Source organism: Pseudomonas sp. NPDC098740, assembly GCF_044760065.1.
GTDB lineage: Bacteria > Pseudomonadota > Gammaproteobacteria > Pseudomonadales > Pseudomonadaceae > Aquipseudomonas > Aquipseudomonas rossensis.
Map to the genome: position 1 here is coordinate 8,848 of NZ_JBIWAM010000031.1, position 24,961 is coordinate 33,808.

The 24,961-nt window shown below is 59.8% G+C and carries 23 protein-coding genes; 10 read left to right on the forward strand and 13 right to left on the reverse strand.

The annotated features are described in order from the left end of the window. Positions 1-686 (reverse strand): DNA gyrase subunit A (locus ACIQU2_RS25805; protein WP_403144953.1); only part of this gene is annotated, 686 nt, incomplete at its 3' end. A gap of 448 nt (positions 687-1,134) precedes the next feature. Next, entirely contained in the window at positions 1,135-2,211 is a 1,077-nt protein-coding gene (mtnA, locus tag ACIQU2_RS25810) for an S-methyl-5-thioribose-1-phosphate isomerase (RefSeq protein WP_347802764.1), read from the reverse strand. Positions 2,212-2,319: 108 nt separating this feature from the next. On the opposite strand from mtnA, the gene ACIQU2_RS25815 reads away from it, so the two are divergent. The 5 genes from ACIQU2_RS25815 (at position 2,320) to ACIQU2_RS25835 (ending at position 7,160) form a co-directional block, all read left to right on the forward strand. Further along, the gene (locus ACIQU2_RS25815; protein ID WP_347802765.1) at positions 2,320-3,654 is read left to right on the forward strand and encodes a TRZ/ATZ family hydrolase; all 1,335 of its coding nucleotides are present in this window, start codon (positions 2,320-2,322) and stop codon (positions 3,652-3,654) included. A 57-nt stretch (positions 3,655-3,711) separates the two neighbouring features. Continuing rightward, complete coding sequence (ubiG, locus tag ACIQU2_RS25820; protein ID WP_033055822.1) at positions 3,712-4,410, forward strand: bifunctional 2-polyprenyl-6-hydroxyphenol methylase/3-demethylubiquinol 3-O-methyltransferase UbiG; 699 nt, start codon at positions 3,712-3,714, stop codon at positions 4,408-4,410. A gap of 4 nt (positions 4,411-4,414) precedes the next feature. Continuing rightward, a complete protein-coding gene (mupP, locus tag ACIQU2_RS25825) occupies positions 4,415-5,086 on the forward strand; it encodes an N-acetylmuramic acid 6-phosphate phosphatase MupP (protein WP_033055824.1) in 672 nt (223 codons plus the stop codon). A 178-nt stretch (positions 5,087-5,264) separates the two neighbouring features. After that, positions 5,265-6,005, forward strand: coding sequence for a YciK family oxidoreductase (locus tag ACIQU2_RS25830; protein ID WP_403144956.1), 741 nt, complete (start codon positions 5,265-5,267; stop codon positions 6,003-6,005). 228 nt (positions 6,006-6,233) lie between these two features. Then, positions 6,234-7,160 (forward strand): GGDEF domain-containing protein, encoded by a 927-nt coding sequence (locus ACIQU2_RS25835; RefSeq protein WP_403144957.1) that lies wholly within the window; start codon positions 6,234-6,236, stop codon positions 7,158-7,160. A 50-nt stretch (positions 7,161-7,210) separates the two neighbouring features. Here the strand turns inward: ACIQU2_RS25835 and ACIQU2_RS25840 are convergent, their stop codons facing one another. The 4 genes from ACIQU2_RS25840 to ACIQU2_RS25855 form a co-directional block, all read right to left on the reverse strand. Further along, positions 7,211-9,085, reverse strand: a complete 1,875-nt coding sequence (locus tag ACIQU2_RS25840) for an MFS transporter (protein ID WP_403144960.1) — start codon at positions 9,083-9,085, stop codon at positions 7,211-7,213. A gap of 97 nt (positions 9,086-9,182) precedes the next feature. Further along, positions 9,183-10,334 carry a TDT family transporter gene (locus ACIQU2_RS25845; RefSeq protein WP_403144962.1) on the reverse strand — a complete coding sequence of 384 codons (1,152 nt, stop codon included), beginning with the start codon at positions 10,332-10,334 and terminating at the stop codon, positions 9,183-9,185. A gap of 105 nt (positions 10,335-10,439) precedes the next feature. Next, on the reverse strand, positions 10,440-10,751 hold the full coding sequence (locus ACIQU2_RS25850; protein ID WP_403144963.1) for a cupin domain-containing protein: 312 nt from the start codon (positions 10,749-10,751) through the stop codon (positions 10,440-10,442). A gap of 42 nt (positions 10,752-10,793) precedes the next feature. Then, entirely contained in the window at positions 10,794-11,987 is a 1,194-nt protein-coding gene (locus ACIQU2_RS25855) for an MFS transporter (protein WP_403144966.1), read from the reverse strand. Between the two features lie 91 nt (positions 11,988-12,078). Between ACIQU2_RS25855 and ACIQU2_RS25860 the strand changes: the two genes are divergently transcribed. Together ACIQU2_RS25860 and ACIQU2_RS25865 are read left to right on the forward strand one after the other, a co-directional pair. Further along, positions 12,079-12,618, forward strand: a complete 540-nt coding sequence (locus ACIQU2_RS25860) for a TetR/AcrR family transcriptional regulator (RefSeq protein ID WP_129442373.1) — start codon at positions 12,079-12,081, stop codon at positions 12,616-12,618. Positions 12,619-12,863: 245 nt separating this feature from the next. After that, positions 12,864-16,340 (forward strand): NahK/ErcS family hybrid sensor histidine kinase/response regulator, encoded by a 3,477-nt coding sequence (locus tag ACIQU2_RS25865; protein WP_403144969.1) that lies wholly within the window; start codon positions 12,864-12,866, stop codon positions 16,338-16,340. 91 nt (positions 16,341-16,431) lie between these two features. On the opposite strand, the gene rmuC is transcribed toward ACIQU2_RS25865, so the two are convergent. Continuing rightward, positions 16,432-17,796: a DNA recombination protein RmuC gene (gene rmuC, locus ACIQU2_RS25870; RefSeq protein ID WP_283184536.1), complete on the reverse strand. Its 1,365-nt coding sequence runs from the start codon at positions 17,794-17,796 to the stop codon at positions 16,432-16,434. 175 nt (positions 17,797-17,971) lie between these two features. Further along, positions 17,972-18,295: a sel1 repeat family protein gene (locus ACIQU2_RS25875; RefSeq protein WP_080931979.1), complete on the reverse strand. Its 324-nt coding sequence runs from the start codon at positions 18,293-18,295 to the stop codon at positions 17,972-17,974. Between the two features lie 996 nt (positions 18,296-19,291). Between ACIQU2_RS25875 and ACIQU2_RS25880 the strand changes: the two genes are divergently transcribed. The 3 genes from ACIQU2_RS25880 to ACIQU2_RS25890 all read left to right on the forward strand — a co-directional run bounded on the left by ACIQU2_RS25880 (position 19,292) and on the right by ACIQU2_RS25890 (position 21,692). After that, the gene (locus tag ACIQU2_RS25880) at positions 19,292-19,516 is read left to right on the forward strand and encodes a hypothetical protein (protein ID WP_007898912.1); all 225 of its coding nucleotides are present in this window, start codon (positions 19,292-19,294) and stop codon (positions 19,514-19,516) included. Between the two features lie 276 nt (positions 19,517-19,792). Beyond that, a complete protein-coding gene (locus ACIQU2_RS25885; protein WP_074874727.1) occupies positions 19,793-20,275 on the forward strand; it encodes a hypothetical protein in 483 nt (160 codons plus the stop codon). 145 nt (positions 20,276-20,420) lie between these two features. Next, on the forward strand, positions 20,421-21,692 hold the full coding sequence (locus ACIQU2_RS25890) for an OmpP1/FadL family transporter (protein WP_403144973.1): 1,272 nt from the start codon (positions 20,421-20,423) through the stop codon (positions 21,690-21,692). 89 nt (positions 21,693-21,781) lie between these two features. On the opposite strand, the gene ACIQU2_RS25895 is transcribed toward ACIQU2_RS25890, so the two are convergent. Genes ACIQU2_RS25895 through ACIQU2_RS25915 form a run of 5 tightly spaced genes read right to left on the reverse strand, consistent with a single transcriptional unit; the run spans position 21,782 to position 24,959 of the window. Then, entirely contained in the window at positions 21,782-22,333 is a 552-nt protein-coding gene (locus ACIQU2_RS25895; protein ID WP_347802774.1) for a glutathione peroxidase, read from the reverse strand. 55 nt (positions 22,334-22,388) lie between these two features. Next, on the reverse strand, positions 22,389-22,511 hold the full coding sequence (locus ACIQU2_RS25900; protein ID WP_008148682.1) for a hypothetical protein: 123 nt from the start codon (positions 22,509-22,511) through the stop codon (positions 22,389-22,391). Then, positions 22,508-23,716, reverse strand: coding sequence for an MFS transporter (locus ACIQU2_RS25905; RefSeq protein WP_403144977.1), 1,209 nt, complete (start codon positions 23,714-23,716; stop codon positions 22,508-22,510). Before ACIQU2_RS25905 ends, ACIQU2_RS25900 begins: the two co-directional genes overlap by 4 nt. A 52-nt stretch (positions 23,717-23,768) precedes the next feature. Beyond that, complete coding sequence (locus ACIQU2_RS25910; RefSeq protein WP_033055842.1) at positions 23,769-24,173, reverse strand: MarR family winged helix-turn-helix transcriptional regulator; 405 nt, start codon at positions 24,171-24,173, stop codon at positions 23,769-23,771. Between the two features lie 54 nt (positions 24,174-24,227). Further along, complete coding sequence (locus ACIQU2_RS25915) at positions 24,228-24,959, reverse strand: adenosylcobinamide-GDP ribazoletransferase (RefSeq protein ID WP_403144980.1); 732 nt, start codon at positions 24,957-24,959, stop codon at positions 24,228-24,230. Positions 24,960-24,961 lie beyond the last annotated feature (2 nt).

A 24,961-nucleotide genomic window follows, 5' to 3' on the forward strand; every position in this document is an offset into this window, starting at 1 on the left:
CTGCCGGCGCGACCGTTGATGATCGCGGCGGTCGGGAAGTCCGGACCGGGGATGTATTGCATCAGCTCATCGATGGTCAACTCAGGGTTGTCGATGAGTGCCAGGCAACCGTCGATGACTTCACCGAGGTTGTGCGGCGGGATGTTGGTCGCCATGCCCACGGCGATACCGCTGGAGCCGTTGACCAACAGGTTGGGAATACGGGTCGGCATGACCGCCGGGATCATTTCGGTGCCGTCGTAGTTCGGCACCCAGTCCACGGTTTCTTTGTGCAGGTCAGCCAGCAGCTCGTGCGCCAGCTTGGTCATGCGCACTTCGGTGTATCGCATGGCGGCGGCGTTGTCGCCGTCCACGGAACCGAAGTTGCCTTGACCGTCTACCAGCAGGTAGCGCAGCGAGAATGGCTGCGCCATCCGAACGATGGTGTCGTACACCGCGGTATCACCGTGAGGGTGATACTTACCGATCACGTCACCGACAACACGGGCAGATTTCTTGTACGGCTTGTTGAAGTCGTTGCCCAGCTCGCTCATCGCGAACAGCACACGCCGGTGCACGGGCTTCAAGCCATCGCGCGCATCCGGCAGTGCCCGCCCGACAATTACGCTCATCGCGTAGTCGAGGTAGGACTGCTTCAGCTCGTCTTCGATATTGACCGGGAGGATTTCTTTGGCCAGTTCGCCCATGAGAAGCCTGATTCCTTTTTCTGGTGAAACTTCGTCACATCCATATGGGACGAACGAAGCTCGCCGCTGCAGGCTGAGTGCCATGCACCGACTTACGACAAATCAACGAGTTATGCCATGGATCTGCGCAGTAAAGGCAGCCACATCGGGCTACCTTGGAAACCGCCGGATGTTATCACAAGAGCCGCCACGCACCTATCCCCCTGATGCGCATGGAGCATAGTTAGTTGACCGGTGACAGGCTTGAAGGGGACGAGAGAGGCTTAGAGCCTTTTCGGATGAAGAATCAAGGCCTGAATCTGGCTGATTTGTTGACTTTCAGGGCCTCATCGCGAGCAAGCTCGCTCCCACAGGGGATTGCTGTATGTCTGAGATTTCCGGCAAAACGCAGATCCCTTGTGGGAGCGAGCTTGCTCCGCGATGGCAATCTATCTGACGCCAGAGATCATCAATGCAGACGCTTGCGACACATCAACTGCGCCATTTTCGCGGTGTCCGGGCGCTCGACGATGCCTTTTTCGGTGACGATCGCATCGATCAAATCCGCCGGGGTCACGTCGAACACCGGGTTGAACGCATCGACATCCGCCCCGACCCGCTTGCCGCCGACTTCCAGCAACTCGCGACCATCGCGTTCTTCAATCGGGATGTCATCACCGCTGGCCAGGTTCATGTCGATGGTCGAACTCGGCGCCACCACCATGAAACGCACGCCGTGGTGCATGGCGTTCACCGCCAGCTGATAAGTGCCGATCTTGTTGGCCACGTCGCCATTGGCGGTGATCCGGTCAGCGCCGACGATTACCCAGGTAATGCCCTTGGTCTTCATGATGTGGGCGGCGGCGGAGTCGGCATTGAGCGTCACGGGAATGCCTTCGTTGGCCAGCTCCCATGCAGTCAGCCGCGAACCTTGCAGCCATGGACGGGTTTCGTCGGCATAGACGCGCTCGACCATGCCTTCAATGAAAGCGCCACGAATGACGCCAAGTGCCGTGCCAAAGCCGCCGGTGGCCAGAGCGCCGGTGTTGCAGTGGGTCAGAATCGCCTGGGCGTTGCCCTGGTGCTTGCGAATCAGTTCCACGCCCAGTTGCGCCATGGTCAGGTTGGCTTCGCGATCACTCTCGTGAATGGCGATAGCTTCCGCCTCCAGCACCGCCAGCGGATCGGCGTGATGTTTCAGACGCTCAAGCCGGTCGCGCATGCGGCCCAGGGCCCAGAACAGGTTGACTGCGGTCGGACGAGAATCGGCCAGCAGCGCGAAATCCTCTTCCAGCGCCGCCTGCCAGTCACCGCCTTCGGCAAACCGCGCGCGGGCCGCCAGCACAACACCATAGGCGGCACTGATGCCAATCGCCGGCGCGCCGCGCACCACCATCGAACGAATGGCCTCGGCCACGCCAGCAGCGCTGGTGTAGGCGATCCAGGTTTCCTCGAACGGCAAAATACGCTGATCCAGCAGGTAAAGGGCGCCATCACGCCAATCGATGGCCTTCACCTTCTCCGCAGCCAACAGTCGATCGCGCATCCCTCACCCCGCACTCATGAACAAAAGCCGTCGATTATAGCGATCCCCCTGCGAAGACGCTCGGGTATACTTCGCCATCCTTTACAAAAGCTCTGGAACCGACTCTCGATGCCGAACACTGCCGCTGCGCTCGACTTGCTATTGCTGCCGACCTGGCTGGTACCCGTCGAACCCGCTGGCGTTGTCCTCAAAGAGCACGCCCTGGGCATCCGCGACGGACGCATCGTATTCATTGGCCCACGTTCGGCTGCGCTGAAGCTTGACGCAACCGAAGTCCGCGAACTGCCGGACATGTTGCTCTGCCCTGGCTTGATCAATGCCCACGGGCATGCGGCGATGACACTGTTCCGTGGCCTGGCCGATGATCTGCCCCTGATGACCTGGCTGGAAAACCACATCTGGCCGGCCGAAGCCAAGTGGGTCGATGAAGCTTTCGTACGTGATGGCACTGACCTGGCGATCGCCGAGCAGATCAAAGGTGGCATCACCTGCTTCTCTGACATGTATTTCTTCTCGAAGGTTGCCAGCGAGCGCGTCCATAACAGCGGCATTCGCGCGCAAATCGCCATTCCGATCCTCGATTTCCCGATTCCGGGCGCCAGCACGGCGGATGAAGCCATTCGTCAGGGCGTCGAACTGTTCAACGATCTCAAGCACCACGAGCGTATCAAAGTCACCTTCGGCCCCCATGCACCCTACACCGTGGGCGACGAGAACCTGGAGAAAATCCGGGTGATCGCCGAAGAACTGGACGCCTCGATCCATATGCACGTGCATGAAACGGCTTATGAAGTGCAGCAGTCCGTCGAGCAGCGCGGCGAACGCCCATTGGCCCGACTTGGGCGCCTGGGTTTGTTGGGGCCGCGCTTCCAGGCCGTCCACATGACTCAGATCAGCGACGAAGACCTGGTGTTGCTGGTAGAAAGCAACACCAACGTGATTCATTGCCCGGAATCCAACCTGAAGCTGGCCAGCGGGTTCTGCCCGGTGGAGCGCTTGTGGCAGGCTGGCGTCAATGTGGCGGTCGGCACCGATGGCTCGGCCAGCAACAATGACCTGGACCTGCTCGGCGAAACCCGCACCGCCGCCTTGCTGGCCAAAGCCGTCGCCGGCTCGGCCACTGCGCTGGATGCCCATCGCGCCCTGCGCATGGCCACGCTCAACGGTGCCCGTGCGCTGGGGATAGAGGCTGACGTCGGTTCGCTGGAAGTCGGCAAAGCCGCGGACATCGTGGCGTTCGACCTCTCCGGCCTGGCGCAGCAACCGGTCTACGACCCGGTTTCGCAGCTTATATATGCCACCGGCCGTGACTGCGTGAAACACCTTTGGGTCGCCGGCAAGCAACTGCTCGACGACCGTCGCCTGACTCGCCTGGATGAAGAACAGCTCTGCGCCACCGCCAAGGCCTGGGGCCAGCGCATCAGCGGCCATACCGAATCGTAAGCACCCCGGACTCACCACCGGGGCAACAGGATTTTTCAAGTTTTAGAGGACTTAACCATGAGCAACGTCGACTACGCCGAAATCGCCAAATTCGAAGCCCTGGCCCATCGCTGGTGGGACCGCGAAAGCGAGTTCAAACCGCTGCACGACATCAACCCGCTGCGGGTCAACTGGATTGACGAGCGGGTCAACCTGGCCGGCAAGAAAGTCCTCGACGTCGGTTGCGGCGGCGGCATCCTCAGCGAAGCCATGGCCCAGCGCGGTGCCACCGTGATGGGCATCGACATGGGCGAAGCGCCGTTGGCGGTCGCGCAACTGCATCAACTGGAATCCGGCGTGAGCGTCGAATACCGGCAGATCACCGCCGAAGCCCTGGCTGAAGAAATGCCCGAGCAGTTCGACGTGGTCACGTGCCTGGAAATGCTCGAGCACGTGCCGGACCCATCCTCGGTGATCCGCGCCTGTTTCCGCATGGTCAAACCCGGCGGCCAGGTGTTCTTCTCCACCATCAACCGCAACCCGAAGGCGTACCTGTTCGCCATCGTCGGCGCGGAATACATCATGAAGCTGCTGCCGCGCGGCACCCATGACTTCAAGAAATTCATCCGCCCGTCCGAGCTCGGCGCCTGGAGCCGCATGGCCGGCCTGACCGTCAAGGACATCATCGGCCTGACCTACAACCCGCTGACCAAGCACTACAAACTGGCCTCCGACGTGGACGTCAACTACATGATCCAGACCCTGCGGGAGGAGTAAGCCGATGCGTATCAGAGCAGTTCTTTTCGACATGGACGGCACCCTGCTCGACACCGCGCCGGACTTCATTGCGATCTGTCAGGCGATGCGTGCCGACCGCGGCCTGCCGCCAATGAACGACAAACACATTCGCGACGAGATTTCCGGTGGCGCCAAGGCGATGGTCGCCGTGACCTTCTCCATGGACCCGGAATCACCGGGTTTCGAGGAATTGCGCCTGGAGTTCCTGGAGCGCTACCTCGCCGGTTGTGCGGTTCACAGCAAACTCTTCGACGGCATGGGCGAACTGCTGGCCGACATCGAGAAGGCCAACCTGATCTGGGGCGTGGTCACCAACAAGCCGCTGCGGTTCGCTGAACCGATCATGCAACAGCTTGGCCTGGCCGAGCGCTCGGCGCTGTTGATCTGCCCGGACCATGTGAAGAACAGCAAACCGGACCCCGAGCCGTTGATCCTGGCGTGCAAGATGCTCGACCTGGACCCGGCCAGCGTGCTGTTTGTGGGTGATGACTTGCGTGATATCGAATCCGGTCGCGATGCCGGCACCAAGACGGCCGCCGTGACCTATGGCTACATTCATCCAGACGATAACCCGCGGCATTGGGGCGCGGATGTGGTGGTCGATCATCCGCTGGAGTTGCGCAAGGTGCTGGATAGTGCGCTGTGTGGGTGCTGAAAATCGATTTCAAGCTTCGGGTATGTGGCGTGAATGCTGACGCCTTCGCGGGCAAGCCCGCTCCCACAGGGTTCTGGTGGCGAATACAAATTGTGTAAACACCCTCGACTCTTGTGGGAGCGGGCTTGCCCGCGATTGGCCGCGCCGCGATCTGTCTTCTGTTTTTGTGAGGTTTCTTATGTTTGATTATTCCGCCCGCCCAGAATTGCTCAAGGACCGGGTCATCCTGGTCACCGGCGCTGGCCGTGGCATCGGCGCTGCCGCCGCAAAAACCTTCGCCGCACACGGCGCCACCGTGCTGCTGCTGGGCAAGACCGAAGCCAACCTGACTCAGATCTACGACGAAATCGAAGCCGCCGGCCATCCACAACCGGCCGTGATCCCGTTCAACCTGGAAACCGCCCTGCCCCATCAATACGATGAGCTGGCAGCGATGATCGAAACCGAATTCGGCCATCTCGACGGTTTGCTGCACAACGCGTCGATCATTGGCCCGCGTACGCCGATCGAGCAGCTGTCCGGCGAAAACTTCATGCGGGTCATGCAAGTCAACGTCAACGCCATGTTCATGCTCACCAGCACCCTGTTGCCGCTGCTCAAGCTGTCCCAGGACGCTTCGGTGGTGTTCACCTCCAGCAGCGTCGGCCGCAAGGGTCGTGCGTATTGGGGCGCTTACGGCGTGTCCAAGTTCGCCACCGAAGGTTTGATGCAAACCCTGGCCGACGAAGTCGACACCGTGGCACCGGTGCGTTCCAACAGCATCAACCCGGGCGCCACCCGCACCAGCATGCGCGCCCAGGCTTATCCCGGTGAAAACCCGCTGAACAACCCGACGCCCGAGGAGATCATGCCGGTCTACCTCTACCTGATGGGTCCGGACAGCACCGGCATCAACGGCCAGGCGTTCAACGCTCAGTAACGCCTGCGCATTGCTTTTGTGCTGCGACGGCTTCCCGTCGCGGCACTCAAAGTGCGCCACAACCACACTGATGCAAGTCAAACAACTGTCACCGCGTTCGGAAAAATATTTTAAACAACTATCAACCTATTGATTTATAACGCTTTATATTCGACTGAACTGAATGGCACGACTTTCGCTCTAAATTTGCTCAGACACGCAGTGTGAAAGCAATCGGGCGGACGCCATATGAAATCACCTTCCCAGACCAACGCAATTGACTTCGATGTTGCCAAATTGCAACGCCTGGGTCTTGGTCAGCAGCCTCCCCTTCGGGAGCGGCCTGTCAACGTCGCGCAACTGCGCCAGAAGCTGAGCCTGCAGCTGCAAACCAGTCTTGAGCCGCAACGCATTCTCGGGCTCTTCTTTCGTGAAATTCAGCGACTTGTACCGCTCGACACCTTGATCTATCAGCACAAGGCCAGCGACTTGCGCCTGGAGTTCGGCCAGCGCGGCCATCATTCGATCAGCTACAGCCTCAGCCATGAAGGCGAGCACCTGGGTGACTTGGTATTCCGCCGCAATCAGCGGTTCAGTGAACAGGAACAGTGCAACCTTGAGTCGCTGCTGTCCGCATTGATGTATCCGATGCGCAATGCCCTGCTCTACCGCGCCGCCACCCAAAGCGCCTTGCGCGATCCGCTCACGGACACCGGCAACCGCATCGCCATGGATCAGACCCTGCAACGGGAAATCGAGATGGCGCGTCGGCATCTGCAACCCTTGTCGCTGCTGATGCTGGACATCGATCACTTCAAACACATCAACGACAACCACGGACACAGCGCCGGCGATGACGTGCTCAAGGCCGTCGCAGCCTCGATCAAAAGCCAGTTGCGCAACGTGGACATGGTTTTCCGGTTTGGTGGCGAGGAGTTCCTGATCCTGCTGTCCAACACGAGTCGTGAGGCGGCAGCCATGGTCGGCGAACGGCTACGATTTGCAGTGCAGGCAGAGGAATATTCGGCCGACGGCCATGCGATCGATCTGACGGTCAGCCTTGGCTGCTCGACGCTACTGCCCGGCGAGTCTGCCGAGAGCCTGTTGCGACGGGCCGACAGTGCGTTGTATGTGGCCAAGCGCGAGGGACGTAACCGGTTGGCGATGGCGGGCTAACATGCGCCAGAGCGGGCTCGCTGGTGCAGCGGCCCGCAACGAATGGGGAATTAGCGGGTAGCGCCGCGTAGCTCCCCCACCAAACCTTGCAGTCTGGCCGGTTCTGCCACTTCAACCGACACCGCAGGCCCTGCCACCAGCGTCACCCGTGACCACAACCGGCGAAACACGCCCTTTTGCGGATCGCGGCTGAAGAAACTCCCCCACAAACCCTGCAATGCCAATGGAATCACCGGCACCGGCGTCTGTTCGAGAATCCGCGTCAGCCCGCCCTTGAACTCGTTGATCTCGCCATCCGCGGTCAATTTACCCTCAGGGAAGATGCACACCAACTCGCCGTCCTTCAGATACTGATCAATGCGCGTGAACGCTTTTTCGTAGATCTGAATGTCTTCCTGACGCCCCGCGATCGGAATGGTCCCGGCCGTGCGAAAGATAAAGTTCAGCACTGGCAAGTTGTAGATCTTGTAATACATCACAAAGCGAATCGGCCGACGCACCGCGCCGCCAATCAGCAAGGCATCGACGAAGGACACGTGATTACACACCAGCAACGCCGCGCCTTCATCGGGAATCAGCTGCAGATTGCGATGTTCCACGCGGTACATGGAATGGCTGAGCAGCCAGATCATGAAGCGCATGCTGAACTCGGGGACGATGCTGAAGATGTAGGCGTTGACGCCGATGTTCAGCAGCGACACCACCAGGAACAGCTGCGGGATCGACAGTTTGACCATGCTCAGCAAGACGATCGAGACAATCGCCGAGACCACCATGAACAGCGCGTTGAGAATATTGTTGGCGGCAATCACCCGCGCCCGCTCGTTCTCGGGAGTACGTGACTGAATCAGCGCGTACAGCGGCACGATGTAGAAACCGCCGAATACCCCAAGCCCCAGAATGTCGATCAACACCAGCCAGGCGTGGCCAAAACCCAGGACTTCGATCCAGCCATGGCCGGTAACGCTGTCCGGAATTCCACCGGAATGCCACCACAGCAGCAAACCAAACACCGTCAGACCGAAAGAGCCGAACGGCACCAGACCGATCTCGACTTTGCGGCCGGACAGTTTCTCGCAAAGCATCGAACCGAGCGCGATGCCGACCGAGAACACCGTAAGAATCAGCGTCACCACGGTTTCGTCGCCGTGCATCCACTCCTTGGCATAGGCCGGGATCTGCGTCAGATAAATCGCCCCGACAAACCAGAACCACGAGTTGCCGACAATCGAGCGTGACACCGCTGGCGTCTGCCCCAAGCCCAGTTTCAACGTGGCCCAGGACTGGCTGAAAATGTTCCAGTTCAGACGCATTTCCGGGGAGGCGGCCGCAGCCCGTGGAATGCTGCGGCTGGCCAGATAGCCGAGCACCGCAACACCGATGATCGCCGTGGAGACGATCGGCGCGTAATTACTGGAGGACATCATGATCCCGGCACCGATGGTCCCGGCGAGGATCGCCAGGAAGGTGCCCATTTCCACGAGGCCGTTGCCACCCACCAACTCTTCGTCACGCAAGGCCTGGGGCAGGATCGAGTATTTCACCGGCCCGAACAGCGCCGAGTGCGTGCCCATGGCAAACAGCGCCACCAGCATCAGCCACAGGTGATCGAACATGAAACCGACCGCACCTACCGCCATGATGGCGATTTCCCCGAGCTTGATCAGACGGATCAGCGCGTCCTTGGCGAACTTTTCACCGAACTGCCCGGCCAATGCCGAGAACAGGAAGAACGGCAGGATGAACAGTAGCGCACACAGGTTGACCCAAATCGAGCGGTCACCGTCGATAGTCAACTTGTAGAGAATGGCGAGAATCAGCGACTGCTTGAAGATGTTGTCGTTGAACGCCCCGAGCGACTGTGTGACGAAGAACGGCAGGAAGCGCCGGGTGCGAAGCAAGGTGAACTGTGAGGGGTGACTCATCTTCCATGTGTCCCTGATGTTGGGTAGAGAGTGGCTGGATGCAGTTATTGGAATATCGAACGACGATCCAGGCCACACATTACCTAAAACTTGCAGGTTATTTCTTTAATCCTGCAATGCACGGCGAGACAAACAACTCGCCCCGCCAGGCGCCCTGCACTGTCCGTTTGGCGACGATCAGCCACATCACCGTCAGCAACACCACCAGCACGCAGCCGACGGCACTGAAAAACGTCAGGTTCAAGGTGCTGGCCAGTTTCAACGTCGCAAGGGAATAGACGCCCAACGGGAAGGTGAAACCCCACCAGCCAAGATTGAACGGGATGCCGACGCGCAAGTAACGCAGGGTGATGAGCACCGCGATCAGCATCCACCACAGACCAAAACCCCACAGGGTGATCCCGGCCACCAACCCCAGCCCGGCGGCGATTTCACCGATGCCCGGCAGACCGTTGGCTGCAAAGATCGCCGGCGCGTCGGCGCCCAGCAGCAACATGCCCAGCGCCCCGGTGCCGATCGGGCCGAGCGCGAGCCAGCTGGAGGCGGCCATGTTTTCATGGGGCAATTTATGCAGCGCCATGCGCAGCAACAGAATGGTCAGAATGCTGAACGCCACCGGTAAGGAAAATGCCCAAAGCACGTAGCTGGTCACCAGCACCACCAGTTGCGAATGGGCATCGGCCAGGTGCGGCGCCAACAGACCACCGCTGGCGGCCGCCACTTCCGCCGCCACCACCGGCAACAGCCAGACGGCAGTCATCTGGTCGATGCTGTGTTCCTGACGGGTAAACATCATGTAGGGAATCAGCACGCCGCACGCCACAGACATCGCCACATCCAGCCACCACAGCACCTCGGCGACATGAATCACGCCCTCGCCCCAACGCGGCAAACCGAACAAGAGAACGCCATTAATGATGGTCGCCAGGCCCATGGGGATGGTGCCGAAAAACATCGAGACCGTGGAGTGGCCGAAAATCCGCCGTGCCTCGTGAAAAAAAAGCGCCCAACGCGCCGCGTATATCGCAGTGAACAAAACGAACAGGACGATATTGAACAGCCAAAGGGCTTCGGCAATCACGTGCAAACCGGCATTTGCGCCAGGCAGCTGCGCCAGTGCCAACGCCAGCACACCGGTGCCCATGGTGGCGGCGAACCAGTTCGGCGTGAACTGGCGGATGACTTCACGCGGATGCTGCAAATGACTGAAGGGTTTGAAACCGGCTGGGGCGGTGTTGGGGCATGTCATGGTGAACTCCTGTCCTCTGTTGAGGTGGAGCTCATGGTAGGTCCGAATCGAATATCGATATAACGGGTAATATCTCTAACTGTTATCTGTTTTGCAGATATGGCGTCAAACGCTGCCTTCAGTTTCGATCACCAGGATTCTTGCCGCACCCTGCGGATGGGCAACGTGTTCGGTACCGACGTCGGCATAGAAGATATCGCCTACACCCAACATCACTTCTTTCTCCTGACCTGCTTCGCGATAACGCATCTGCACTTGACCATCCAGCACCACGAACACTTCTTGCCCCTCATTGATGTGCCATTTATAGGGCTGATCGGTCCAGTGCAAACGCGTGGTGATGCCGTTCATGTTGGCGATATCCAAAGCGCCCCAGGCACGGTCAGCGGTGAAGGATTTGCTGCGGATGATTTTCATGCGTCGGTCCGTCGAAAGGTATGGCGGTGCCAAGGCTAGCGGTCATCGAACATCGACGCCACATACTTTCATGGACTGCTGACGCATCAACGCGAACAAAGCGCCGACCGAGAGAATAATCAGCACCGCGCCGTAACCATCGGTGGTGGCCACCAGCCCGAAGGTCCGGGTCAAGTTTCCGGCCAGCAACGACGGCAAGCAGAACGCCAGATAACTGAGCACGTAGTAAGCCGACATTAACCCTGCCCGCTCATGGGCCAAGGCCAGCGGCACGACGCTGCGCAACGCACCGAGGAAACCGGCACCGAAACCGCATCCGGCCACCAGCGTGCCGACGAAAAACAGAGTCAGGCTGGCGCTGTGCACCGCCATCAGAATCAGCGCGACGCCGGCGGGCAGCAGGCTGCCGCCTAATCGCAAAACCTTGTCGGCCGGCCGATCACGCAGGGTGTAGATCATCAACGCGCCGGTCACCGTCAACACCGCCACCGTCGCACCGCCAATCAGATTTGAGGGCGATCCGGTGGCCGTGCGCACCAGAGACGGCGCCAAAGAAGCGTAAAAACCACCGAGCGCCCAGACCGCGATGTTGATCGGCAGCACCAGCCACAACGCACGCCGCGCCTGGATCGGCACATGCAGGGTCGGGCGCAGCGAGGCCCAGGCTCCCGGCTGGGGACTGACGCTTTCCGGCAAACGCCAGACGAACAGCGCTTGCATCACGAACAGCGCGAACAACACCCAATAGGTCAATTGCAACGGCAGTGGTGCGAACTGGGCCAACAAGCCGCAGCCCATGGCACCCGCCGCCATGCCCAGCAACGGCGCGACACTGTTGACCAGCGAACCTTGCTGGCGATCGGTGTCCAACAGCGCCGCACTCAGTACAGCAGTGGCCATCCCCGTAGCAAAACCCTGAAGCACCCGTGCGCCGATCAACCAGGCGACACTGTCTGCATTGATAAACAGCAGCATCGCCAGCATGTTCAACATCACAGCGGTGAAGATCACCGGTTTGCGCCCCAGGTAATCCGAGAGCGAACCGACCGTGAGCAATGCCGCCAGCAAGCTGATGGCGTACACGCCGAAAATCAGGGTCAGGGTCGCTGCCGAGAACTGCAGGTGTTCCTGGTACAAGTGATACAACGGCGTCGGCGCGGTGGAAGCGGCAAGAAAACTGAGTAAGGTGATCGCCAGGAACCACAGGCTTGAACGATTAGACGTTGAACTGGACATGAATACACTCCGCAAAAGCTAAATTTTTGCTTTTGCGGAGTGTGCGACTGGCTGACGCTTAAAGCAAATTCTTTGTGTTAAGGTCCGATGCATGGCTATTAAAGAAGGTTTACGCCCCGGCGGACGCAGCGCCCGGGTGCAAGAGTCGGTTCACTCGGCAGTCCGCGATCTCCTCGAAGAGCAGGACCGCGCCACCGTGACCGTCCCGCAAATCGCCGCGCGAGCCGGCGTCACGCCGTCGACCATCTACCGGCGCTGGGGCGATTTGTCGGTGTTGTTGGCGGACGTCGCCCTCGCCCGCATGCGCCCCGAGAGCGAGCCGGCCAATACCGGCAGCCTGCGCGGTGACGTGCGCGCCTGGGCCGAGCAGTATCTGGACGAGATGAGCTCCGAGCCCGGCCGCAACATCTTGCGCGACGTGCAATGCAGCACCACACCAGCCCTCTGCGCGACGATCATTGGTGGGCAGCTGCAGACGATTCTGGATCGTTACCCCGATCAGCCGAAGCCGAACGTCGATCGGCTGATCAACATGGTGGCGGCGCCGACGGTGTTTCGTATCCTCTTTTCAGCGGCGCCGCTGGAGGTTGAGGAGCTGCATCGGTTGATCGAGATTGCGCTGAGTCAGTGATACCGCCATCGCGAGCAAGCTCGCTCCCACAGGGATTTGTGAACGACGCAGACCCAATGTGGGAGCGAGCTTGCTCCGGGCGGCGTTCCGACGATGAGGCCTGCACAAACACCAAAGATCCAACTGGCACGCACCCTGCGACACCCCGCCGCGCCGCGACCTTGGTCGACACTGACTAACCCCTGCCATCGTGCGAGACTGTCTGTCCGGGCGGGAGTCCCGGGTGTCTTTTGTCTGGAGTTCCCATGTCGCTGTCCAGCGGGCTGATCGCCGCCGTCGCCCTGGCCTATATGGCCATCTTGTTCGCCATCGCCTTCTACGGCGACCGTCGCAGCACACCGTTGCCGCCGCGAGTGCGCGCTTGGGTGTACAGCCTGTCGCTGGCCGTCTATTGCACCAGCTGGACCTTCTTTGGCGCCGTGGGCCAGGCCGCCGAACAGCTCTGGTCTTTCCTGCCGATCTACCTCGGGCCGATCCTGCTGCTGGTGTGCGCGCCGTGGGTCCTGCAAAAAATGGTGATGATCAGCAAGCAGGAGAACATCACCTCCATTGCCGACTTCATCGCCGCGCGTTATGGCAAATCCCAGTCGCTGGCCGTGGTGGTGGCGCTGATCTGCCTGGTCGGCGTGTTGCCCTACATCGCGCTGCAACTCAAGGGCATCGTGCTCGGGGTGAACTTGCTGATTGGCGCCGGTGCCGACGCCATGGGCACTCGCGCCCAGGACACGGCGCTGATCGTGTCGCTGGTGCTGGCGCTGTTCACCATCGTCTTCGGTACCCGCAACCTCGACGCCACGGAACACCACCGCGGCATGGTGCTGGCGATTGCGTTCGAATCGCTGGTCAAGCTGTTCGCTTTTCTCGCGGTCGGCGCGTTCGTGACCTACGGCCTGTACGACGGTTTCGAGGACCTGTTCGACCAGGCCATGCTCGCCCCACGTCTGGAAGAATACTGGAAGGAAACCATCAACTGGCCATCGATGGTGGTGCAGACCGGTGTGGCGATGATGGCAATCATCTGCTTGCCCCGGCAGTTCCACGTGACCGTGGTGGAAAACATCGACCCTCAGGATCTACGTCTGGCCAAATGGGTGTTTCCAGCCTATCTGGCGCTGGCGGCGCTGTTCGTCGTTCCTATCGCCCTCGCCGGTCAGATGCTGCTGCCGAGCTCGGTACTGCCGGACTCTTTTGTTATCAGTCTGCCGCTGGCCCAATCCCATCCTGCCCTGGCGATGCTGGCGTTTATCGGTGGCGCCTCGGCGGCGACCGGCATGGTGATTGTCGCCAGCGTGGCGTTGTCTACCATGGTCTCCAACGACATGCTGTTGCCTTGGTTGCTGAGGCGCAACAACGCCGAGCGGCCGTTCGAAGTGTTCCGCCAGTGGATGCTCTCGGTGCGCCGAGTGAGCATTGTGGTGATTCTGCTGCTGGCCTACGTCAGTTATCGCCTGCTCGGCTCGACGGCGAGCCTGGCGACCATCGGCCAGATCGCCTTCGCCGCCGTGACCCAACTGGCACCGGCCATGCTCGGCGCCCTGTACTGGAAACAGGCCAATCGTCGCGGTGTTTTCGCCGGTCTCGCCGCCGGGACGTTCCTGTGGTTCTACACCTTGATCCTGCCGATTGCCGCCAACAGCCTCGGCTTGTCGTTGAGCAGTTTCCCTGGCCTGGCATGGTTACACAGCAACCCGTTGCACCTGCCGATTACCCCGCTGACCCAAGGCGTGGTGCTGTCTCTTGCGGGCAACTTCACGTTGTTCGCCTGGGTGTCGGTGCTGTCGCGTACGAGGGTTTCGGAACATTGGCAGGCGGGTCGCTTCATCGGTCAGGAAATCAGCGCCCGTCCCAGCGCCCGTTCGATGCTGTCGGTGCAGATCGACGATTTGTTGCAGCTGGCCGCACGCTTCGTCGGCGAAGAACGCGCCCGTCAGAGTTTTATCCGCTTCGCCTACCGTCAGGGCAAAGGCTTCAACCCGAACCAGAACGCCGACGGTGAATGGATCGCCCACACTGAACGCTTGCTGGCCGGTGTGCTGGGTGCTTCTTCGACCCGGGCGGTGGTAAAAGCCGCCATCGAAGGCAGGGAAATGCAACTCGAGGACGTCGTCCGAATCGCCGACGAAGCCTCGGAAGTGCTGCAATTCAACCGCGCGCTGCTGCAAGGCGCGATCGAGAACATCACCCAAGGCATCAGTGTGGTCGACCAGTCGCTGAAACTGGTGGCCTGGAACCGGCGCTATCTGGAGCTGTTCAACTACCCGGATGGACTGATCAGGCTTGGCCGCCCGATTGCCGACATCATTCGCTACAACGCCGAGCGCGGCCTGTGCGGCCCCGGCGAAGCCGAAGTGCACGTCGCCCGCCGCTTGCACTGGATGCGTCAGGGCCGCGCCCACACATCTGAAAGACTTTTCCCAAATGGCCGTGTGATCGAGCTGATCGGCAACCCGATGCCGGGCGGCGGTTTTGTCATGAGTTTCACCGACATCACCGCGTTCCGTGAGGCTGAGCAAGCGCTGACCGAAGCCAACGAGGGCTTGGAGCGACGGGTCACCGAGCGGACCCACGAACTGTCGCAACTCAACGTCGCCCTGACCGACGCCAAAGGCACCGCGGAGTCGGCCAACCAGTCGAAAACCCGTTTCCTGGCGGCGGTCAGCCACGACTTGATGCAACCGTTGAACGCTGCGCGACTGTTCTCGGCCGCCCTTTCCCACCAAGACGACGGCTTATCCGGCGAGGCGCAGAAACTGGTCCATCACTTGGACAGTTCACTGCGCTCAGCCGAAGATTTGATCAGCGACCTGCTGGACATTTCCCGCCTGGAGAACGGCAAGATCAATCCTGATCCCAAGCCTTTTGTGCTCAATGAACTGTTCGACATCCTCGGTGCCGAGTTCAAGGCGCTGGCCCGCGACCAGGGGCTGAAATTCCGTGTCAGGGGCAGTACGTTGCGCGCCGACAGCGACATCAAACTGCTGCGACGAATCCTGCAGAACTTCCTGACCAATGCCTTCCGCTATGCCAAAGGCCCGGTGCTGCTAGGGGTTCGCCGACGCAAGGGCGAGCTGTGTCTGGAAGTCTGGGACCGTGGTCCGGGCATTCCGGTGGATAAACAGCAGGTCATTTTCGAAGAATTCAAACGCCTCGACAGCCACCAGACGCGTGCTGAGAAAGGCCTGGGGCTGGGCCTGGCGATCGCCGACGGGTTGTGTCGCGTGCTGGGTCATACCTTGCGCGTACGCTCCTGGCCGGGGCGCGGCAGCGTGTTCAGTGTCAGTGTGCCGTTGGCTCGGGCGCAGTCCGCGACCCCGACCCCGACCAAGGTCGCCGAACTCAATGGCAAATTGCTGAGCGGCGCGCAGGTACTGTGCATCGACAACGAAGACAGCATCCTGATCGGCATGAACAGTTTGCTCACGCGCTGGGGTTGTCAGGTCTGGACCGCGCGCAACCGCGATGAATGCGCGGCGCTGCTCAGCGACGGGATGCGACCTCAATTGGCCTTGGTGGATTACCACCTGGACGATGGCGAGACCGGGACCGAACTGATGGCATGGCTGCGAACCCGATTGGGTGAGCCAGTGCCAGGGGTAGTGATCAGCGCCGATGGGCGACCGGAGACGGTGGCCCAGGTGCATGCGGCGGGGCTGGACTACTTGGCTAAACCGGTGAAACCGGCGGCGTTGCGGGCGTTGCTGAGCCGGCATTTGCCGCTGTAGCGCGACAACAAAAAAGATCGCAGCCTGCGGCAGCTCCTACACGGAATTACGTACACCTGTAGGAGCTGCCGCAGGCTGCGATCTTTTGATGTTATTCAGGCAACTCGGCCAAACCATCGACATCCGTCATCGCCCGTTCCAGCAAGTCTGCCGGCAGGCTCTTGCTCGCCCGCGCGCCAAGCAACTTGAGCTGCTCGCTACGACTAACCAGATTGCCGCGGCCCTCCGTCAGCTTATTGCGCGCAGAGCTGTAGGCTTTGTCCAATTGTTGTAAGCGATTGCCGACTTCATCCAGATCCTGGATGAACAACACGAACTTGTCGTACAGCCACCCGGCCCGCTCGGCGATTTCCCGGGCGTTCTGGCTCTGGCGTTCCTGCTTCCACAGGCTGTCGATGACACGCAGGGTCGCCAGCAACGTGGTCGGGCTGACGATCACGATGTTGCGGTCGAAGGCCTCCTGGAACAGCGTCGGCTCAGCCTGCAATGCGGCGGAAAACGCCGCTTCGATCGGTACGAAAAGCAGGACGAAATCCAGGCTGTGCAAACCGTCGAGACGCTTGTAATCCTTGCCGGCCAGCCCTTTGACGTGAGTGCGCAGGGACAGCACGTGCTGTTTGATGGCGATCTGGCCGATGGCATCGTCTTCGGCCGCGACGTATTGCTGATAGGCCGTGAGGCTGACCTTGGAGTCGACCACCACCTGTTTGTCGCCCGGCAGATAAATGATCACGTCCGGCTGGAAACGCTCACCGTCCGGGCCCTTGAGGTTGACCTGGGTCTGGTACTCGCGCCCCTTTTCCAGGCCCGCGTGTTCAAGCACCCGTTCAAGAATCAACTCACCCCAGTTGCCTTGGGTTTTCTGCCCTTTCAAGGCGCGGGTCAGGTTGGTGGCTTCGTCGCTCAGGCGCAGGTTCAGCTGTTGCAGCCGCTCCAGTTCCTTGGCCAGGGAAAAACGTTCGCGGGCTTCTGCCTGATAACTTTCTTCGACGCGTTTTTCGAAGGACTGGATGCGTTCCTTCAACGGATCGAGCAACTGACCGAGGCGTTGTTGGCTGGTTTCGGCAAAGCGCTGCTCGCGCTCGTCGAAGATCTTGCCAGCCAGCTCCGCGAACTGCGCTCGCAGCTCGTCTCGCGAGCCCTGCAGGTCGTTAAGGCGCTGCTGATGGCTTTCCTGCTGCTCACGTAGCTCGGCGTTGAGCGAAGCGGCCTGGGCGTCCAGACGACGCAACTCAGCCTCTTTGCCGGCGCGTTCCAGATTCCAGGCGTGGGCGGCATCGCGGGCGTCGTCACGTTCGATCTGCAGCAGTTCGACTTCACGGCGCACAGCGGCCAGGTCTGCTTGTTTGGCGGCGTTGGCCTGGCCCAGATCACCCATTTCATCGCGACAGGCTTCGAGTTGCGCGTTCAATCCATCCTGAGCCAGATGGGCTGTGGCCAGACGCTCTTCCAGCAGTGCAACTTCTGACTGTGTGGCGCTCGCTCGCCGCTGAAGTTGCCAGGCCAGTACCAGTAACGGCAGCGCAGCGCCCGCCAGACCGAGCAATGCGCTGGTCAAGTCCATAGCCATAGCCACTCCTGCCAATGAAATAAAGCTTGAAGGTTAACCAAGGCGTCAGGTCTTGGACAGCTCAGTCTTCGATCAGCCCAAGTTCTTGCTGGGCGCGCCGATCCCCTGCCCGCGCGGCCGAACGCAGAAGGTCCTGACCGATACGGCGATCCCGGGCATTCCCGCATTCACGGCACATCAGTTGACCGAGTCGGCTTTGCGCGGCCACGACCCCTTCACGGGCTGGCTGCTTGAGCAAACGTCCGGCGAAGTGTTTGACGTTGGGGTTTTCGCCCAGACGCGGGCTGTCCAGCAGCCACTCGGCCACACGCATCGAAAAGCGCTTGGGCGGGGTTACGCTGGGAGGTGTGGAGGTTGCAGAGACTGATACTGAGCGAAACTTCATAAAGCACTGTGGGGCAGATCGGAAGGCGCGCCACTCTACTCTTTTTTTCTTACAGGTAAAGCCTAAAAAAACCCGGTACGCCCGTCCTAGAGCAAGCGCTCGGGACAATCCACAGAAGCTGTGGATAACTCAGTGGACAACCGCCCTTGAACTCTCGCAAAGCCCTATGGAATGGGGCCCGCAGTCAAACTGACGATTTTTTCACCAGCAAAAAAAAGCGATGTTTTTCATTGACTTAAATTTTGGTTACAGGCACCCACTGCGTTTGAAGGGAAGATGACAGCGGCGTGACACCCTCCGTGACTTATGTGCACAAGTATCTTCGAGGCAGTTATATCGATGCGCTTTTTCGGCGCATTTTTCGCCTGCACCTGGGGATAAACCTTGGCAAACCCATGATCCAGGCTGGTCCTGGCCCGATGAGCCGTGACTACCAATAGTCGGAATTTGTGCTATTACAGGGCAAGTCTGCGGGTCATGGCTTTTTCCGAGCGCCAATCCGGACGTTGAATGAGGGCGTTCAGAGAACTTTTTTCTAACACACTTCCCTTCTGCAATTCAATCCGTTAGTATCCGCGGCGTTAGTACCAAGCTGAAAGTCAATTCTGGTCGAACAAATCCCCCCGGTCAGCCTTCCCAAAGGAAGTCTCACCGACAAGGCGGGATCGACCACCTCGATGGTTTCCAGGTAAACCTTGCGTCAACACAGCCTTTGAATCGAAAGCAAAGGGTGTTGCGAAGCTCACTTACTCTGACCGAACCAGCCTGCAAATTGATCAGGATCTTCACCCCGGGCCCAGAACCTTTGCCCTTGATGTGTTGCCTGCCCTCCTAAGTACCTACCTGCCAGCCCAAGCGCGCCAATTTATCAGCGCTTCAAACTGGCTGCTTTGTTCCAGTCGGGTTCTTCGTTCGACCAATGGTGGTCGTCGTCACTGGAACGTTTTAATTTTGCACGGTTCTTATCCGTGTCGCTTGTAGGAACACCCAATGACTATGTCTACTCAAATCCACACCCAGGATGCCATTCGCACCCTAACCAATGCTTTTGCACCAATGAACTGCCTGATCATGGCTGCTCGCAAAGGCTGCTTCAGCTTCACTCTGGTCAACGAACACGGCATCGCTCGTCACAGCGAACGCCTGTACCCCGATCAATACTCCAGCGCCGAGCCGCTGCAGGCCGTGATCGAGCGTACCCGTCAGGCACTGGTTGCCTGATACGCCAGAAAGACTGAAAACCTCAAAAGCCTCGCTCAAAAAGCGGGGCTTTTTATTGCCCGATATTTCTCTTTTCGCTGCCACCGCCTAAGCACAAACCGATATAACGGTTATAACTCCCAGCCGGAAATATTTTAAAAACAGGCCTTTACGGCGCGAATATGACACTACACTTCAACTCAAGCGGCTTGAGCCGCTTCCGGCGAGCCTGAGTCGATTCACCCGCTGCCAAGGCCCCTTCAGGTATCGCCGACCATTTCATGTTTCGAGGGCTTTATGGGTATCGCTGCCAGCGAACTGTGCCGTTATGTGATCCGTCCGACATTGATTTATCTCGGGCGCCATAGCGCAACTGCCGAATCCCTGCTGCTGGGCGTCGCCGCCAGCCAGTCAGCCCTTGGTACTGCCCTGCATGACCGCCGTGGACACGGCCTGTACCGAATCGCCGAACCCCGCCATCAAGCACTTTGGGACCACTACCTGGCACTTGACCCGGAACGCGCAAGCCTGGTTCGCGGCCTGGCCAGCCAACATGCGTTCCTGAGTGGTCCGCACCTCGAATTGACCGTCAACCTGCGTTACGCCACAGCCATCGCCTGGCTGCTGGTAGAAGAACAGAACACCCCCCTCCCCGAAGCAGACGACCTACTGGGAATGGCCCGCATCTGGCGCCAGACCTTCCAGCCTCAAGGACGCCTGAGAGACTTCACCTGCGCCTGGCAAACCTGTGTCTCACCGCTGAATCAGGTCGCCTGCTGATCTGCTGTTTCCACAAGATCGCGCAACTGCTGCGATTTTGGTCGGATTGTCCTACAAAACCGCTCTAAATCAAGCCTCACAGCCTATAGCGCTGGGACGAAAATGTTGGTAATTTTCGCCCCGGTGATCACCAGGAGTTCTAATAATGAAAAAAGTAATGCTCAAAACCACCCTTAGCCTCGCCGTTGCCTTTGCATCCACCCAGATCTTCGCAAGTGGCTTTGCCCTCAACGAACAAAGCATCAGCGGGATGGGGACAGGTTTTGCCGGGCGATCTTCATCTGCCGACGACGCATCCACAGTTTTTGGTAACCCTGCCGGCATGTCTCGCCTCAAGCGCGAACAAGTGACCGGTGGTGTTGCATTTATCGACGCGCACACTGATATCAGTGATGCGAGCTCCAGTCCGAATAGTGGTACCAACAAAGGTGACATGGTCCCTTTCATGGGCGTCCCCATGGGCTACTACGTAAAGCCAATCGATGACCAGTGGGCAGTCGGTTTCGGCGTCTACGCTCCATTCGGCCTGGTGACCGACTACGAGAACGGCTTCGCCGGCAAATACTTCGGCAGCAAGAGCGAAGTCAAAATCGTGACTCTCCAGCCAACCGTCAGCTACGCCTTCAACGACAAGGTGTCGATCGGTTTCGGTCCGACCATCAACCGCATTGACGGCACGCTGGAATCGAACGTGTCGCTGGTGCAGGGCCCAGCGGACGGCAAAGTCAAGATCAAGGGTGACGACACCGCGCTGGGTTACAACATCGGCATCATGGTTCAAGCCCTCGAAAGCACTCGCCTCGGCCTGACCTATCACTCGAAAGTGAAGTACAAGCTCGAAGGTGACACCAAGGTCAACTACGGCGTGCTCGCGGCGCTGGGCCAGAACCCGAACCAGAAGTTCGACGCTTCGCTGGACATCACCACGCCTGAGTCGGTGGACTTCTCGGTCACTCACCAGCTGAACGATCAGTGGACCCTCTACGCAGGCAGCACCTGGACTCGCTGGAGCCGCCTGAAAGAAATCTCCGTCGAGAACGAAGGCGTTCCTGCCGCCCTGGCCGCACGCGGCTTTGGCACCATCACTGAAGAGCAGAACTGGCACGACACCTGGGCTCACGCCATCGGTGCTTCGTACCAGCTGAACAAGCAGTGGGTGCTGCGTACCGGCCTGTCGGTTGACCAGTCGCCGACCAACAACGAAAACCGCTCTCCACGCATCCCGACTGGCGATCGCAAGATTTTCAGCCTGGGCGCCGGCTGGAGCCCGACCGACGACCTGACCATCGACGTAGCGTATTCGTACCTGCGCGAAGAGTCGGTCAAGGTCAACAACAGCAACGGCCGTCAGAACTACAGCGCAGAGTATGAAAACTATGCGAACGGTTTCGGTGTTGGCGCGACCTACCGCTTCTGATGATTCACGGCGAGCCTGAACCTCTGGCCGCCTGAATTGAAAAAGCCCCGCCCTCTTGTACAGAGGCGGGGCTTTTTAACGGGTGTCGATCAGGGTTGCGAGGCCAGGGCTTTCTCCACCGCAGCGATGAACTCGGGATCGTCAGGCGTGGTCAGGCTGGAGAAATTGGCGATCACCTTGCCCTTGCGATCGACCACGTACTTGTAGAAGTTCCACTTCGGCGCGGTGCTCTGCTTGGCGATGATCTTGAACAAATGAGTCGCATCATCACCGCGGACTTTCTGCGGTTCAGTCATGGTGAACGTCACACCGTAGTTCACGTAGCAGACCTTGGCAGTCTCTTCGCCATCCTTGGACTCTTGCTTGAAGTCATTGGACGGAACACCGATCACCTCGAGCCCCTGATCCTTGTAACGCTGATTCAGCGCCTCAAGGCTTTTGAACTGCGGGGCGAAACCACAGAAGCTGGCGGTATTGACCACCACCAGCGGTTTGCCGGCGAAGCGCTGGCACAGGTCGATGGATTCCTTGGCGCGTAACTTGGGCAACGAGCCTTGCAAAAGGTCCGGGCACTCGGCCGCTTGAGCCAATCCACTAAACGCTACCAGTAACGCGGAAACTGCGAGCCAGCGCATCATCATGTCAGTGCATCCTAGAGAAATCGTCAACAACGAAGTTACTCGCCCTCACATCCTGCTAGCAAGCACCCATGCCCAGTTGCATCAACGCCAGCCCGCCCTGATGCCAGCCCCACCACGACAGGGCCAGCAGCAAGGCGCATACAGCGACGACAGCGATCCGCGGCCAGAGGCTGTTCATATCGCACTCATCTGTGTTTGCAGGCGCGCCACCGGCCGCTCACGCACCGGCCAGTTCAGGGCGGCGGCCAACAGACTCAAGAGAATCGCCACTTGCCAGATCAAGTCATAGCTCCCGGTTCGGTCGTACACCACCCCGCCCAACCAGCCGCCGAGGAACGATCCGAGCTGGTGAAACAGGAAAACAATCCCACCGAGCATGGACAGATTTCGTACGCCGAACAAGGTCGCGACGGTGCCGTTGGTCAAGGGCACCGTCGACAGCCACAGGAAGCCCATCGCCATGCCGAACAGGTACGCGGTGGTCGTCGTGACGGGCGCCCACAGGAACAGCCCGATCACCACTGCCCGCAGCAGATACAAGCCGGTGAGCAAACGCGGTTTGGACATCCGCCCGCCGAGCCAGCCCGCTGTGTAGGTACCGAAAATATTGAACAGCCCGATCAACGCCAGCACTGTCGTACCGACGCTCGCCGGGAGGTGCTGATCCACCAGATAAGCCGGCAAGTGCACGCCGATGAATACCACCTGGAAGCCGCAAACAAAAAAGCCGAACGCCAGCAGCCAGAACCCCGAATGGGAACAGGCCTCGCGCAGGGCTTCGGACAGTGTTTGCTCATGACCGAACACCGGTAGCGGCTTGTCCTTGAGCATGCTCACCAACGGCACGATCAGCGCCACCAACAGGCCCAACACCAGCAATGCCGCGGACCAGCCGAGCCAGCCGATCAACCCCAGCGTACCGGGCAACATGGCGAATTGACCGAAAGAGCCGGCTGCGCTGGCAATGCCCATGCCCATGCTGCGTTTCTCTGGCGGCACCGCGCGACCGACCACGCCAAGGATCACCGAGAACGAAGTGCCCGACAGGCCGATACCGATCAACAGGCCAGCGCTCAAGGACAAGGTCACGGCGGAATCCGACAGGCCCATGAACACCAGACCCAACGCATACAGGACACCGCCGATCAGCACCACTTTCGCGGCGCCAAAGCGGTCGGCCAGCGCGCCGGTGAAGGGCTGCGCCAGGCCCCAGATCAGGTTCTGCAAGGCAATGGCGAAGGCAAACGTCTCACGCCCCCAGCCGAATTCGGCACTCATTGGCGCCAGAAACAGCCCGAAGCCGTGTCTGACGCCCAAGGACAACGCGAGAATCAGCGCACTCCCCAACAAAACCCAACCGCACGTACGCCACATCGAGGTCATTCTTATTCTCCGGTAGCGGGTATATACCCGCTTAAGATCGGAAAAACCGGCATCACGCCAGTTCGTCCAGCAGTCGCAGCAAGGTTTCGCGTTTCTCGGCACCCAGACGGTCAATCAACCGCTGTTGCGCCGCTTCCCAAGCCGGCAAGGCCGCTTTCAGGCGTTCAACACCCGCCTCGGTGAGCATGACGATGCGATTGCGCATGTCTTCGCCCTCGACCAGCATCAGCAGGCCTTCGCCTTCCAGCACCCGTAAATTGCGCCCCAAGGTGCTGCGATCCAGCCCCATGGCCTCGGCCAACGTGGAAATACTCGGTTTATCCAGACGCTGCAGATTACACAGCAGAGAATACTGGGCAACGTTGATCCCGAAGCCGTCGAGAGCGCCGTCGTAGTGCCTGCTGACGCCACGGGCGGCGCGACGCAGGTTGATGCATAAACATTGGGAATCGAGCATGGTGCGTGTATATACCCGCGGTTGTGTTAAATCAAGTTACATGATGTGGGAAGTTCAGGAGATCGCCAATCCCACCAGCACCGCGACCTCAAGGATTTCCAGCAACGCCCCCGCCGTATCGCCCGTCGTGCCGCACAATCGGCGCAGCATCACTTGCCGCAACCAGACAAACACCAGCGCCGCCAGCACAACTGCCAACACGCCGCTGAGACCGGCAATCAAAACACACGCCAACGCACTCACCGCCAACACCTGCTTGCCCGCCAGACGTGGCAGATGATCGGCCAGCGCTTGCCCCAAGCCACCGGCACGCACATAAGGCGTGGTCAGGAACAAGCCCAGCATTGCGCTGCGTCCAATCAACGGAACAATGATCAGGACAACGGCGTGTTGCTGCTCGATCAATGCCAGCAACGCGGCGAATTTGAGCAGCAACACCAGCACCAGCGTCACCACCGCGATCGGCCCGCTGCGCGGGTCCTTCATGATCGTCAACGTGCGCTCGCGATCGCCGAACCCACCGAGCCACGCATCGGCGCTGTCGGCCAGGCCGTCCAGGTGCAACGCACCGCTGAGCAATACCCAAACCGTCAGCAACAGCGCTGCATGAAGCAACAACGGAGTGCCGAGCAACAGCCAGTTGAACGCCCACAAAATCCCGCCAAACAGCAGGCCGACCAGCGGATAAAACAGCAGCGATCGCCCCAATTCCTGTGGCGCCGGCATGCCTGGCAGACGAATCGGCAGACTGCTCAAAAATTGCAGGGCGATCCAGAACGGCAACATGG